This window comes from Hydrococcus rivularis NIES-593, assembly GCF_001904635.1.
In the GTDB taxonomy this organism is placed as follows: domain Bacteria; phylum Cyanobacteriota; class Cyanobacteriia; order Cyanobacteriales; family Microcystaceae; genus Hydrococcus; species Hydrococcus rivularis.
Genome location: NZ_MRCB01000002.1, coordinates 116,643 through 130,655, shown reverse-complemented (window position 1 = coordinate 130,655; position 14,013 = coordinate 116,643). Strand labels below are relative to the sequence as shown.

The 14,013-nt window shown below is 45.1% G+C and carries 11 protein-coding genes; 8 read left to right on the top strand and 3 right to left on the bottom strand.

From position 1 onward, the window contains the following. Window positions 1–284: 284 nt before the first annotated feature. The 5 genes from dnaK (at window position 285) to NIES593_RS02905 (ending at window position 5,760) form a co-directional block, all read left to right on the top strand. Window positions 285–2,462 (top strand): molecular chaperone DnaK, encoded by a 2,178-nt coding sequence (gene dnaK, locus NIES593_RS02925; protein WP_073598155.1) that lies wholly within the window; start codon window positions 285–287, stop codon window positions 2,460–2,462. Window positions 2,463–2,704: 242 nt separating this feature from the next. Further along, a complete protein-coding gene (locus NIES593_RS02920) occupies window positions 2,705–3,592 on the top strand; it encodes a J domain-containing protein (protein WP_073598154.1) in 888 nt (295 codons plus the stop codon). 402 nt (window positions 3,593–3,994) lie between these two features. Then, entirely contained in the window at window positions 3,995–4,207 is a 213-nt protein-coding gene (locus tag NIES593_RS02915; protein WP_073598153.1) for a chlorophyll a/b-binding protein, read from the top strand. A 227-nt stretch (window positions 4,208–4,434) separates the two neighbouring features. Further along, window positions 4,435–5,121, top strand: coding sequence for an ATP-dependent Clp protease proteolytic subunit (locus NIES593_RS02910; protein ID WP_015144228.1), 687 nt, complete (start codon window positions 4,435–4,437; stop codon window positions 5,119–5,121). 39 nt (window positions 5,122–5,160) lie between these two features. Further along, entirely contained in the window at window positions 5,161–5,760 is a 600-nt protein-coding gene (locus tag NIES593_RS02905; protein WP_015144229.1) for an ATP-dependent Clp protease proteolytic subunit, read from the top strand. 147 nt (window positions 5,761–5,907) lie between these two features. Here NIES593_RS02905 and NIES593_RS02900 read toward each other — a convergent pair whose 3' ends face one another. From NIES593_RS02900 to NIES593_RS02885, 3 genes are all read right to left on the bottom strand, one after another. After that, window positions 5,908–8,505, bottom strand: a complete 2,598-nt coding sequence (locus NIES593_RS02900; RefSeq protein ID WP_073598152.1) for a GumC family protein — start codon at window positions 8,503–8,505, stop codon at window positions 5,908–5,910. Window positions 8,506–8,562: 57 nt separating this feature from the next. Then, complete coding sequence (locus NIES593_RS02895) at window positions 8,563–9,666, bottom strand: glycosyltransferase family 4 protein (RefSeq protein ID WP_073598151.1); 1,104 nt, start codon at window positions 9,664–9,666, stop codon at window positions 8,563–8,565. Between the two features lie 460 nt (window positions 9,667–10,126). Then, a complete protein-coding gene (locus NIES593_RS02885; protein WP_073598149.1) occupies window positions 10,127–11,224 on the bottom strand; it encodes a glycosyltransferase family 4 protein in 1,098 nt (365 codons plus the stop codon). A 349-nt stretch (window positions 11,225–11,573) separates the two neighbouring features. Here NIES593_RS02885 and NIES593_RS02880 point away from each other — a divergent pair, with 349 nt between their 5' ends. The 3 genes from NIES593_RS02880 to NIES593_RS02870 all read left to right on the top strand — a co-directional run bounded on the left by NIES593_RS02880 (window position 11,574) and on the right by NIES593_RS02870 (window position 13,972). Then, window positions 11,574–12,788, top strand: coding sequence for a DUF3747 domain-containing protein (locus tag NIES593_RS02880; protein WP_073598148.1), 1,215 nt, complete (start codon window positions 11,574–11,576; stop codon window positions 12,786–12,788). Between the two features lie 196 nt (window positions 12,789–12,984). Then, a complete protein-coding gene (locus NIES593_RS02875) occupies window positions 12,985–13,380 on the top strand; it encodes a cupin domain-containing protein (protein ID WP_015144234.1) in 396 nt (131 codons plus the stop codon). A gap of 262 nt (window positions 13,381–13,642) precedes the next feature. Next, window positions 13,643–13,972 carry a HesB/IscA family protein gene (locus NIES593_RS02870; protein ID WP_073598147.1) on the top strand — a complete coding sequence of 110 codons (330 nt, stop codon included), beginning with the start codon at window positions 13,643–13,645 and terminating at the stop codon, window positions 13,970–13,972. The last annotated feature ends 41 nt before the right edge of the window (window positions 13,973–14,013 follow it).

Here is a 14,013-nt window from a genome sequence, read left to right as displayed (position 1 = left end):
AATCTCGCAAGTCATAATAGTTTTCGCTAAAATTTTCTTAGGCATTTTTGTTTCGCGATCGCAATTTCTTATTAGTCATTGGTCATTGGTTATTGAAGGGAAAGGGGAAAGGGAAAAGAACTTTTGATAAAGGACAAGTAACAAAGGACAAAGAAGAACGGGATTCCCGACCCAATAAGACTGGCACGATTCGATAGAATATAGTCTACAAGGAGTAATCGAGTTAAACGCTCGAACGAAAACGACCCAAGAGCGAATCAAAAAGACAGGAGAGAAAAATAGGCATGGGAAGAGTAGTCGGCATTGACCTGGGGACAACTAACTCCGTGGTAGCCGTCATGGAGGGTGGAAAGCCTCTCGTAATACCAAATTCGGAAGGAATGCGAACGACCCCTTCTGTAGTTGGCTTCACAAAAGATGGCGAATTAGTTGTGGGACAAATGGCGCGACGGCAAGCCGTCTTAAATCCCCAAAATACCTTTTTCGCGATCAAGCGCTTCATGGGTCGTCAATACGCGGAATTACAACCCGAATCCAAGCAAGTTCCCTATACCATCCGTCGGGATGAAATTGGAAATATTAAAATTCGCTGTCCGCGCTTGAAAAAAGAATTTGCTCCTGAAGAAATCTCAGCGATGATTCTGCGCAAACTGGCTGAAGAAGCCAGTCGCTACTTGGGCGAAGAAGTGACAGGGGCAGTAATTACCGTTCCCGCCTATTTTAACGACTCTCAACGACAAGCCACCAGAGACGCGGGACGCATCGCGGGATTAGAAGTCTTACGCATTATCAACGAACCAACTGCAGCCTCGTTGGCGTATGGATTAGACCAGCAGCAAAACAAGAAAATCCTAGTTTTTGACCTCGGCGGCGGAACATTTGATGTCTCGATTTTAGAGGTTGGAGATGGCGTGATCGAGGTGAGAGCGACCAGCGGCGATACTCAGCTAGGCGGCAATGATTTTGATAAACGAATTGTAGACTGGCTGGCAGAACAATTTCTCGAACAACATGGAGTGGATCTGCGCCGCAGCGACCGCCAAGCCCTACAACGCCTGATAGAAGCAGCAGAAAAGGCAAAAATCGAACTCTCTGGCGTTAGCGTCACCGACATTAATTTACCCTTTATTACCGTTACTGAAGACGGACCTCAACACATCGAAACTCGATTGACTCGCGCCAAATTTGAAGAACTCTGCGGAGATTTAGTAAGTCGCTTGCGCCGTCCCCTCAAACGCGCTATTGCTGACGCGGGTTTAAGCCCAGTTCAGATCGACGAAGTTGTCTTAGTGGGCGGAGCAAGCCGCATGCCCATGGTACAAGCGTTAGTACGCAGCTTCATTGACAAAGAACCCAATCAAAACGTCAATCCCGACGAAGTTGTTGCCGTCGGTGCGGCGATTCAAGCAGGAATTCTACAAGGGGAAGTCAAAGATATTCTGTTGTTAGACGTAACTCCCCTCTCTTTGGGATTGGAAACCATCGGCGGCGTAATGAAAAAACTAATTCCGCGCAATACTACCATTCCCGTTCGTCGTTCCGACATTTTCTCGACCTCTGAAAACAACCAAACCCAGGTAGAAATCCACATCCTTCAAGGAGAACGCGAAATGGCGACAGGAAATAAGTCGCTAGGACGATTCAAGCTAACTGGAATTCCACCTGCCCCCAGAGGAGTTCCCCAAATCCAAGTCTCCTTTGATATCGATGCCAACGGTATTCTGCAAGTTACTGCCCGCGATAAAACCACCGGACGCGAACAAAGCGTTACCATCCAAGGCGCTTCTACGCTAACCGAAGCAGAAGTCAATCGCATGATTCGAGAGGCTGCTCAGTTTGCCCAGCAGGACAGAGAGAAAAAAGAACGGGTAGACAAGCGCAATAGCGCTAAATCTTTAGTCGATCGCGCTCAACGCCGCCTCAAAGAGGCTACCTTAGATTTCGGCACTCAATTCACCAGTTCCTATCGCCGTCAAATCGAAGCTCTGAGTACGGAAATTCTCGATAGCTTAGAAAAAGACGACGATCGCAGGCTCGATAGAGCGCAATCAGACCTTCAAGACGTTCTCTACGAACTACAACGAGAAGTGCGACTGCAATACGAAAGCGAAGAAGATGAAGGTTTCTTCGGTTCCATTCGCAATATCTTTACTGGCGACAAAGAAGAAGACCTTCCCTATCCAACGAGACGTTCTTCTAGCTATCACGACGATTACCGCGATTCTTACCAAGGTAGTTATCGAAAAAATAATTATCGAGATGACTACCAAGATGACTACCGAGATAACTATCGCTCTCCCAATCCCAATTACGATGATTATGACAACAAGTACTACGATCGAGGAAGCTCCTCTCGCTCTCGCAACTCTTCTTCCGAGTCTGGTCGCTCTTACAATCGGAGTCGTTCTCGCAATCTTCCTTACGAAAATGATTGGGATGAAGATGATGACGATTGGTTTTAAGTCGGCAACCGCCGTCATAGAACTGTGAGACGGCTGAGATCGAAGCGGCGAGAGCCAGTTACCAGTGACCAGTTACCAGGAAACAGTAACAGATAAACCAACAGTGGGTAACCAAATAACTAATAATTAATAATTGAAATTAATAACTGGTAACTGATAATTAATCAATAGATGCGATACGTCGCGTCTCTCCCAATAACTGATAACTGATAACTGATAACTGAATTAGTGATAACTGTCATATGCAACAACAATTGCGTAATTATTATGAAATTTTAGGACTTTCTAGAGATGCTTCCGGAGAGGAAATTAAAAAAACATTTCGCAGATTGGCTCGACAGTATCATCCCGACGTTAATCCGGGAGATAAAATCGCAGAGGAAAAATTTAAGGATATTAATGAGGCATATGACATCCTCTCCGATGAAAATAAACGGGCAGATTACGATAAACTTCTTTTTGGAAAACCGAAGCGCAGGTTTGAGCGACCTAGAGTAGGGTTCAATCGTAATAGCAACGGAAGCAGCAGCAATTCTCGTCAGGCATTCGAGACCTGGAAAATCAGAGATTTCAGCCCAGGAACGACTAAAACGGCTAAAGTGGTCAGTCCCCCGCTTCGTCGGGATGTTGAGGCAAGATTGACTCTGCCCCTCGAAAAAGCTTATCGCGGCGGCAGAGAGCGCATTCGACTTGAAGACGGGCGATCGCTAGAAGTCGATATGCCGCCCGGCATGATGAATGGGCAAAAAATTCGACTCAAGGGTCAGGGAATTAACGGCGGCGATCTCTATCTTAAAATTACGGTCGCTCGCCATCCTTTCTTTGAGATACAAGGGTCGGATATTTATTGTCAGATCCCGGTTACACCTAGCGAAGCAATTGTCGGAGGGGCTGTAGAAGTTCCAACTATCGACGGTCTCGTCAAAATGATCGTTCCCAAGGGAGTTAGAGCGGGTCAGCGCCTGCGCCTTGCCAATAAAGGCTATCCTAACGGTCAAGGCAGCAGGGGCGATCAGTTAGTAGAAATTCAGATCGTTATTCCTCCCGAACCAAGCGAGCAAGAGTTGGAACTATACAAACAATTGAGGCAGGTGGAAAAGTTTAATCCTCGTCGCAATTCGATCGCTTAAGCTAATAACTATCGGTCTTTGTCTTAAACAGATTTAAGCTAACACTATTAGCCCAGAAATGGACTTCTGGGCTAATAGTGTTAAGGTACCAGATTCGCGCTTAACCCGACAAAGGAATGAATTCCCAAGCTCGATCGCGAAAGTTCTCGCCTATAGGATAAATGATTATAAATGATTACTAGATAAGGTTTTCAGTCCACTTTAATGGACTTATGGTCTTAGCCAAGAAATTGATTTCTTGGCGAGATTTTAATGTTGGCTGGATATGGTACTTCGATAGATGGAGCGAATCCTGATGCATAGGCTCCTGTCACACAAAATAATTTTGTCAAGTTATTGAAATAATTATTTATATAAAGCTATAATTCTTTACATAGAGAAAAACAAAGGAATAACAAAAACATGACATCTCGCGGATATACCACAGAAGAAGGAAATCGATTAAATAACTTTGCCATCGAACCTACAATGTATGTAGATGAAACCCCCAAAACTGGCTTTACTCAGCATGCAGAGCAACTCAACGGTCGCTTGGCAATGATTGGGTTCGTCTCCCTGTTGGCTCTCGAAGCCTTTACGGGACAGGGATTAATTGGTTGGTTGACTAGCCTCTAAGCATCGCATCGAACTTTTGGTTCGTTTCAATTAAGTCCTAGTTAGAGCGACTGGGGCTTTTTTGTTAGCTCAGTGCAATTCGCAACGGCACCCAAGCGAGCAAATCTTCTTCTGCCTTAAATTCCAAGTACGTTAGAATCAAAATTAGAAGACTATTAATCCCGCACGTCATTAAATTGTATTTTTTCCCATTGACGCGTACTAACTAACCACAAACGCCTAACGAGATGACTTCACAGATTAAAGCAGTTCAAACTGCATACTATAGCGATGTATCCTATCGAACTCCCCCGCCAGATTTAGAATCTCTGTTGCTTAAAGAGCGCATCGTCTATTTGGGAATGCCGCTGTTTTCTTCAGACGACGTTAAACAGCAAGTTGGCATTGATGTCACTCAGTTAATTATTGCTCAACTGCTTTTCCTGCAATTCGACGATGCAGAAAAGCCGATCTACTTCTACATCAACTCTACCGGAACCTCGTGGTACACCGGAGACGCGATCGGCTATGAAACGGAAGCTTTTGCAATCTGCGACACGATCGCTTACATCAAACCTCCCGTTCATACTATTTGTATCGGTCAGGCAATGGGAACGGCAGCCATGATCCTCTCGGCAGGAACCAAAGGTTGTCGCGCTAGCCTTCCCCACGCTACCATCGTTCTCAACCAAAGCCGAACAGGAGCGCAAGGTCAAGCGACAGACATTCAAATCCGAGCCAAAGAGGTAATCTCCAATAAGAGAACCATGCTGGAGATTCTCTCCAAGAATACGGGTCAACCAATCGAGAAAATCGCCAAGGATATGGATCGTACCTTCTACATGACCCCTCAACAAGCCAAAGAATATGGACTGATCGATCGCGTCCTAGAGAGTCGCAAAGAACTGCCCAAACCTTTAACGAGTGTCAGTTAATTGTTGTTAACCTTTAAATACAAATACGAGTAAATTGCTATGCCCATTGGTGTTCCTAGTGTGCCTTATCGCCTTCCTGGCAGCCAGTTCGAGCGTTGGATCGATATTTACACTCGCCTGAGTCAGGAACGCATTATTTTCCTCGGTCAAGAGGTGACAGACGGACTCGCTAATCGCATCGTGGCTTTTCTGTTATATTTGGACTCCGATGATTCGAGCAAGCCGATCTACATGTACATTAACTCTCCAGGCGGTTCCGTCACGGCTGGCATGGCGATTTATGATACCATGCAATACATTAAAGCAGATGTTATTACTATCTGCGTTGGTTTAGCTGCTTCGATGGGAGCTTTCTTGCTAGCAGCAGGCACGCCCGGAAAACGTCTAGCCCTTCCTCACTCCCGGATCATGATTCACCAACCCCTAGGAGGAACCGGACGCAGACAAGCAACAGATATCGAGATCGAGGCCAAAGAAATTATCCGAATTCGTCGTCAGTTAAATGAAATCCTGGCGCAAAGAACGGGTCAACCAATCGAAAGAATTGAGAAAGATACCGATCGCGATTACTTCATGTCTGCTGAAGAAGCCAAAGAATACGGTCTCATCGATAGGGTAATCGAAGAAACCAAAAAGTGAGCGATCGTCTTGCATGCGAGTTAGCGATCGACTGGATCCCACGCCTCAATTCGTGGGATTTTTGCTGAGAATTGATAACTTTTGCCGGGATTTTCTCCTGCCAACCAAGTCGCGCTCATCCGTACCGCTCTCCAAACGCTATCAATACTAGGTATCTTGCGAACGATAGACTTGCTCGCGTTGCAAAACCTGATATTGGCGCAAAAGCTCATGTCTTTTCTGAAGATTGTCCCGCTGACCGACTAGGGTTGCCCTTAACATTTTTTGTTTTTCGAGTTCGTAGGCAAGTTCTTGTTCTAGCGTCAGCCGCTCGCGCTGACTAGCTCTATTAAGTCTCTCTTGTAATTCCTTAATCGTCTGCTCCTGCATGACCAATTCTTCTTCTTGGTCGTTAACCAAAGACTGTAACTGTTCCCAGTTGTATTGAAAATCGAGCGCAATTTGCTCCAACTCATGAATGGATGTATTTCCTAACCCTATAGAGGAGGTAGAGTCATCGTCGAGCGAAAACTCGTTCGACGCCATCGACCAAGAGGGGGGCAGCCTATTCTCCCGAACTTCTGAATACTTATTATTTGAGGCTGACTCCTGCTTGCTCTCTGGAGCAAAATAGTAGTAGCTATAGGGTTCGCGATCGGGAATAACGCCATTGACGACGATTCCTAGAACGTTCTGACCCGATTGTTCCAAAATTTCTTTGGCAAAAATGGCACTGTCTCGCTCGACGACACCAGGCTTAACGACTAATAACATTCCATCAGCCATGCGGCTCAGAATCGGAGCGTCGGCAGCCAGGTTTAGAGAAGGAGTGTCAATGATAACGAAATCGTATTTTCTAGTAAATTCTCGCAGTAATAAAGTCATCCGTTGAGAATCTAAAATTGTTGCCGGACTGGGAGGAATTACGCCAGAACTGAGAATATCTAGATTGGGAATGACTGCTTGTTTGAGCGCCTTACTAAGAGCGATTTGCTCGACTAAAAGATTGCTCAACCCCACATTGGGATAAAGTTCCCAGATCCGATGTTGAATTGGATGGTGCAAGTTTGCATCTACCAACAAGACTTTGTGCCCCACCTGCGCCATAGCAGCCGCTAAATTAGCAGCTACAGTGGATTTTCCCTCTTTAGAAACCGAACTGGTTACGACAATAATTTTTTGTTGGCGATCGGAACTGAGAAACTTGAGATTGGACTGAAGCATTCGATAGGATTCGCTAATCGGCGAATCGGGAGTATTTTGAACCACGAGCGTCGGAATGGGCAGTTCTGAGTTTTCATCCAAACGAGCGGATTTCTTTGGGCGATCGAGCGATGGAACGATCCCTAGCAGCGGATAGCCAAACAATTGCTTGATTTCTTTGACTGTCTTGAGGGTTCGGTCTTTTCTTTCTAGCACTAAGACGGCAGTGGTAGATAAGAAAGCACCTAAGATCGTTCCTAAAGCCAAAACCTTAAGCGGCTGGCTCAATTGCGGCTTTTCAGGAACGATTGCCTCTTCAACAATTGAGACGTTAGTCGAATCTTTCTGAGCGGCTAGCTGAGCTTCTTGAATTTTTTGAAATAAGCTTATATAAGTCGTTCGGGCAGTTTCTAGTTGTCTCTCTAGGACTCGCTGCTTTTGTTCCAATTTCGGGAGTAAATCCGCTCTTCGTTGGTACGCCGCCTTAGAATTGTATTGAGACAGCAATTGTTGTGCTAGGTCGAGGCGTTTCTTCTCGATTTGGATGTAATCTTCCATCAAGTTTTGAGTTTGGCGATCGCGGTTATTTTCGAGCAGTCCGTCGGGAATACGCGCCTCAGAGCCTAGTGTTTTTCGAATTTGTCGTTGCAAGTTGTCTCTGATTTCTGTTTGCTTTTCCTTCAAGGTCGCGACTATAGGATGGGACTCTTGGTAACGACTTCTTTCATTGGCTAGGTCTTGTTCTACCTGTTCGAGGTCTTTGAAGATGGCTTGTATGGCAGGAGACTTGCTGAGAATTTGCGCGGCAATGGCTTGCTCGAAGCTTAGCCCCAGTTGCTTGCGCCATGCCTTGACTTGTGCTTCAACTCCCTCAAATCGCGCCTTAGTAGTAGCAATGTCGTTGTCTAAAATTTTTATTTTTTCGACGGCTGACTTAGATTCTTCCGCTAAATCTACGATTTTGTTTTGCAGTTTAAATTGACGCAGCGCAATTTCGGCTTGGCTCAGCGCGGCTTCTGCTTTGGGCAACTGGTTGGCAATAGATTTGCGCGCTGCTTGGGCTTCATCCCGTTTGTTGAGAATATCGATTTCTCTATAAAACTGGATCAGTTGGTTGACTACGGCAGCAGCTAGCTTGGGATCGGAGCTCGTATAAACAACCTTCAAGACATCCGTTCCACCGATGATTTTAACCTCTAACCTCTTCTTGAAGTCTTTTGGTTTGAGAGGCTTACCTTCTTTATCTTTGAGATTGAGAGCATCGATTGTCTTTTGCAGAAGCGGCGTGGAAGTTAGGATCTCTATTTGGGTATTTAAAGGATTTTGGGTGGAAACGAGCGGTTTGAGTTGTCCGATCTCGTTCCCCAATCCCATTAGCATCGTAGTGCGATCTTCTTTGAATAACAGCTTTCCTTCAGCTTGATAAGAGGGTTTGAGCAGAGTTATCGAAAGGGCAGATAGACCAACGGTTGCCAAAAAAACGCCGACCATTGACACCCATCGTCGTTTCAGGGCGATTAGGTACTTACCAAAGTCTAAATCCAACAATTCTCTATCTTCCATAAACTCTCGTGTAGTATTTTATCGATCTGATATATTTATTTTCTCGCAGTGGCATATTTATTTACTGACATAAGCTTGTTGCAAGCGAGATGTCGCGACTAGACAATAAAACTGCGCCAAACTGTGCCAGTAATTTTTGATATCAAACCTAGCCGCCATGGTTCTGGCAGTTTTTCCTAAAGCCAGTCGCAGCGATTCGTCTTCGATCGCCAATTTCATGGCATTAGAAAGCTGCTCGATATTTCCCGGCCTTACTAACAAACCATTTTCGCCACAGACAACTAGCTCGGCAATTCCTCCTACAGGCGTAGCTATAATCGGTAAACCCCAAGCCATCGCTTCTAGGATTGCCATCGGTAAGGCTTCGTGATATGAAGGTAAAATAAAAATGTCCGCTTCGCTCATAAGCGCCTTGCGTTGCTCTGAAGAAATCCAGCCCAGCAGAACAACTTTCTCGGCAAGATTGAACTTCTCGACTAACCTATATCCTCTCTCTAAGTCTCCGTCGCCTGCCAAAATCAATTTAGCTTTTTGCTGCTGGAGATCTGGCAAATTAGCAAAGGCTTCGATTAAATCGAATGCTCCTTTGCGCTGACCCACTCGTCCTAAAAAGACAAGATTGACGGATGAGCGATTGACTCGTTCTGGAACTTGAGAGGGTAACTCGACAGGATTGGGAAGGACAAAAACGCGATCGCGCGGTAACTCAAGAGTGCGAATATATAGCTCGCGATCGGTTTTAGATAAAGCAATTAATCCTTTACATCGACGAAATGCCGATCTGATTAATTGCTGAATCCATTTAGGAAGAGCCGAGAAAAATGAATGGAATTCAGCTCCGTGGGCATGCATTAAGATCGGGTTCTTAAACCACGAGGCAACAAAAATAACGATCGTTTTTCGGAGGACGCTACCGCGTTCTGAAAAATGGACGTGCAGTAAATCTACGTCTTTTTTTGATAGGAGCAATATTAGGGCAGTCAAAGCTTTGATAAAGACTCGAACGCGATAAAAGGTTGACCCTTCATCATGAGTTGTAATATGCCGAATCTCAAATTCGGGAAGACTATAGTTTAAGATTAATTTTTCTACAGAAGCAATGCCACCTTTTTGGTTGAGGTTAGACCCCATCATTACTACTCGATATTTTAATGAGTCCATCTCGTCAAACGGCAGTTTTCATGTTTTGCAAATAATATATCAGAACCTTCGAGTGGCAATAAATTTGTTGCGATTCCAATCCTCGAAAAATGTTGTCGTATTCCGATAGTTTTGTTTTAGCTATGTTAGACAAAATGTAAATTTTAAGAATATCATCGCTTGATAAATCTAACTCTAAAATCAGATTTCCTGGATTTACAGTATTTAAAATGTAAACTAAAAATAGTCGTAAATTAATCAATGTTTTTATAAAATTGAAAATCAACAATATTCCTTTGATTGTTAAATTTTTATGCAAAAATCAAAAATATAAAATTTATAAAAACACTTACCACAGCTCATGTTTTATAAGGAGTTTTAAAGCGCGCGAGTTGCAAAGTAAATTAAGACTGCTAGGAAAAACACGGAGCTATTGAAGCGATAAGCGTAAAGATCTCCTGGCTGCGAGCCAAGAAATCTCTCAACGGTTTGACGCTAGCGCTTGGCGATAAATCTCAACCGTTTGAGCGGCGATAGTTGACCAATTTAAATCTTCCTGACAGCGAGCTAAGGCTGCTGCTTGCATTCGCGCTTGCAATTGGCGATCGCTCAACAGGCGAACGATCGCGTCGGCTAGAGCGGGAACGTCGCGAGGCGGTACGAGCAGTCCGTCTCGTTCGTGTCGAACGACCTCGCCGATTCCTCCCACATCAGAGGCAATAATTGGCGTTCCCATACCGTAAGCTAGAGCAGCAACCCCGCTTTGAGAGGCTTCAACGTAGGGTAAAACCACAACGGTGCTGCTTTGGAACAAAGCTATGACCTCTTCAATGGGAATGAAATCATTGATAATTTGATAGTGTCGCTCGTCCCAGCCGTTGGGAAAATATTGTCTGAGATTTTCGCCCCGTCCCGCAATAATCAACTTAACTTCGGGAATTTTATCGACGATTAGAGGCATTGCCTTGAGTAGATAAGATAAACCTTTGTAAGGCCAAATCCTTCCGAAAAACAGTAGCTTATATGGCTCGCGGGGGAAGTGCATCTTACCGACACGTCGCTGATAGAGGCTACCTAGTTCTCCATGGGGCAACACGTTAACTCGCCGCTTGGACTTGGGAAATCGTTCGCTTAAGGCTTTTTTAAGAGAATCGGCATGAACGATAAACTGTTGGGAGCGATTGATGACGATTTGGCGAGTATAATCCGAACCCGGTACGCGATCGCGATCGCCAGGATGCCGCACGACATCATGAATAGTCGTCACTAATGGCGGCACTCGATGGTACAAAAGCGTTAGATCGAACCAGGGATCGTTCGTTTCCTGTAGATGCAAAACATCGGGCTGTACTTGGCGAACGATCCGCATCATCTCCCTCATTGCCAAAACATTACGCGGATCGCGGATCCGAGGTTTTTTAAAGCTACGAACGGCGATTCTCGAGTCGAGAACGTTTTTACAGCTTGCTGAGATTTTCTCCGGGTGAATTAGGGTTAGCTCGACATACTGGCACAACCCATTGGCTAATTCAACCGTGTAATCCTCAAAACAAAAATGCAGCAGAGCAACTTTCAGCATTAGTATCGCCGGACGGGTTTTGTTTTTAGTTTTTCAAATCTTACGTCAATTCGTCGGCTATTATTACCTATCAGGGTTTCGCGGTTGTCAAAAAGTTCTGTCTTTCGCTAGAAGCCAATGATACAAACGCCAGCCTATGTTAGTTAATAGTTATTCTTATTTTTAGTCGATCTTTTATGGTAACCGAACCCAGATTGCGATTTCTATAAGGAGCGAGTAAACATTGCTCGATAGTTTTCCAAGTGATTTTGGAACTCGACATCGAGTAAGCTTGTCATTCATTTACGGCGATCGCAGATGGCTTGCTTTGTTATTCAAAAACTTTCAATAAATCGATCCAGGAGAAACAATGAAATTGACGCTTCCAATTCGTTTAGCAACTTTAGCTACCCTTACGCTAACAAGTATCTTTCCTTTGGATTCCGCCAAATCGGCAGTCTCCTTCGACGAACGAGTTATCGACCAAAGTCAAGTGATTGCCGTTGCTAGACCCTATGGCAGTAATAAATATGACTTGCTCGTGATCGAGCAAATTCCAGGCAAAAAACAGTGCTGGAGCGAAAGCGGTGCCAATCCAGTCGTGGTAGAACCCCTATTGCTAAAATTTGATTTTACCGGGCATTGTCGGCGCGCTACCGATAGTAACGGCTACTCCATTCGCATCGACGGTCGAGACTACGGCTTGAATTATCTCCTGAGCGTCGTTCCTCGCAACGGCGAACTTTTCTTAGTCGGAACGCCTAGAACGGGCGGACCAGAAATTGTCGTCGCTAGAACAAGGGGTCTGAGTCAGGGATTTCTTAAATTTGTTCTCGAACCGGGCTGGCAATTTTCAAAAAGAGCCTTTGATGGCAAAGAACTCGGTCACTTCTATTTCAGCGGCAATGGAGAAGCAATCGTAGCGGCTGGCGGTTCTTTACCTCCCAATCATACTCCCGCCCCAGCGATCGCTTTCACAGACATCGGCAACGACATCTACAAAGCCGAGATCGAACAAGCAGTAGCCAAAGGATTTATCGCGGGTTTTAAAGAAGATAGTACCTTCCGTCCCGAAGTTGCCCTTACCAGAGAGCAATTGGTTTCGATGATTGTCGATGCTCTCAAAACCGTACCCGAAACCAAGGTGAGCGTTGCCGACCGGATCTCTGAGAACCCTTATACTGATGTAGATGGTTCGCGCTGGAGTGCTGCCAAGATTCAATGGGCAAAGAAAAATCAGATCGTTAGCGGCTATCCCGACGGGACGTTTAAACCGACTAAAGAAGTAACTAGAGCCGAGTTAGTAGCCGTGTTGCAGAAGGCAGCAAAATATGCCCAAACTCAGCGCGGTTCGTCGGCACAATTGCCAGCTAAGGAGACGCCAAAAACTTTCTCCGATACAGCCGGACACTGGGCTGAAACCTTAGTCAGCCAAATGTCAGCTTATTGCCAAGTTGCTTCTCCAGTTAACGAAAAGGGCACTGCCTTTGCTCCCAACGCTCCCGCCTTTCGTAACTACGCAGCAGCAGCTACTTTGCGAATGCTTAACTGTGTCAATTCAAATCCCCAGCAACCGACCAACTGAATGAAAACGGTGTAGGCAAACGGAATTAATAGGCTACTAGACCGCGTCTTTAATGTGAAGAATTGATAAAGATCGCGCGAATTGTTTGTTGCCCGGATGACAACTTTCCTGTGTCTATTGTTATCTTATGCTAAGGTGATTTATCACTCTGTTAGTTCTGATTGTCTCGCGATCGACGTTGTTTATGGAGCAAACTATGGTTCAGTCCAAAGAAGTTTCTCTGCTCACTTCCGTAACGCAAACGGGAGTAGCAGCGACCGAAATCCGTCCCTGGGGTTCTTTTACGACCCTCGAAGAAGGAATTGGCTATAAGATTAAGCGTATTGAAGTCAATCCGGGACATCGCTTAAGCTTACAGATGCACCATCACCGTAGCGAACACTGGATCGTTGTCTCCGGTACGGCTAGAGTAATTTGTGGAGATAAAGAAGAAATTTTAGGCGCCAATCAATCTACCTACGTCCCTCAATGTACTCCACACCGTCTGGAGAATCCAGGCGTAATTAAGCTAATTCTCATCGAAGTTCAAAACGGAGAATACTTAGGAGAAGACGACATCATTCGCTTCCAAGATGACTACGCTCGCAAGTAAAGAGATAGAAGAGAAGCAAGGGGAAATAGGAGGAAACTAACCGCTGTACGGGCGGGTTTTTGACAGTAACTGCAGGTAAGTTTCTAGCGTTTTTCAATAAACCCGCCCCTACTAACTTGTCTAAAAAGTATAGAACGTCGAAGATACTCCACTAATTGAGCAGCGGAGTCGGATTCGACTTTGTCATGTTGGGTATCGCGATAGTTATCCAAAATTAAATAGAATAACTGGTAACTGGTAACTGATAACTAATCACCGATAAATGATCCATCTCACTCAAGCTGCTGCCAATGAAATCAGGCGCTTACAAGCCAGTCGTCAAAAAATTGGCAGCTACTTTCGTCTAGGCGTGCAAACGGGCGGATGTTCCGGCTTATACTATACACTAGACTTCTGCGACACGCCCCATAGCGGCGATCGCACCTACGAAAGTCAAAGCATCTCTATCCTAGTCGATGAGAAAAGCGATTCCTACCTCAAAGGTCTCAAGCTAGACTTCGCTGAAGATCTGATGGGAGGTAGTTTTCGCTTTCAAAATCCCAATGCAGCTTCGACTTGTGGTTGTGCCTTATCTTTCTCCTGCGCTGTCTAGGAAGCGGCGCAATGCATATTTTAATAAAAATGGTTGACACG

Coding starts and splice junctions, on each gene's coding strand:
- dnaK (WP_073598155.1), top strand. CDS start 285: ATGGGAAGAGTAGTCGGCATTGACCTGGGGACAACTAACTCCGTGGTA.
- NIES593_RS02920 (WP_073598154.1), top strand. CDS start 2,705: ATGCAACAACAATTGCGTAATTATTATGAAATTTTAGGACTTTCTAGA.
- NIES593_RS02915 (WP_073598153.1), top strand. CDS start 3,995: ATGACATCTCGCGGATATACCACAGAAGAAGGAAATCGATTAAATAAC.
- NIES593_RS02910 (WP_015144228.1), top strand. CDS start 4,435: ATGACTTCACAGATTAAAGCAGTTCAAACTGCATACTATAGCGATGTA.
- NIES593_RS02905 (WP_015144229.1), top strand. CDS start 5,161: ATGCCCATTGGTGTTCCTAGTGTGCCTTATCGCCTTCCTGGCAGCCAG.
- NIES593_RS02900 (WP_073598152.1), bottom strand. CDS start 8,505: ATGGAAGATAGAGAATTGTTGGATTTAGACTTTGGTAAGTACCTAATC.
- NIES593_RS02895 (WP_073598151.1), bottom strand. CDS start 9,666: ATGGACTCATTAAAATATCGAGTAGTAATGATGGGGTCTAACCTCAAC.
- NIES593_RS02885 (WP_073598149.1), bottom strand. CDS start 11,224: ATGCTGAAAGTTGCTCTGCTGCATTTTTGTTTTGAGGATTACACGGTT.
- NIES593_RS02880 (WP_073598148.1), top strand. CDS start 11,574: ATGAAATTGACGCTTCCAATTCGTTTAGCAACTTTAGCTACCCTTACG.
- NIES593_RS02875 (WP_015144234.1), top strand. CDS start 12,985: ATGGTTCAGTCCAAAGAAGTTTCTCTGCTCACTTCCGTAACGCAAACG.
- NIES593_RS02870 (WP_073598147.1), top strand. CDS start 13,643: ATGATCCATCTCACTCAAGCTGCTGCCAATGAAATCAGGCGCTTACAA.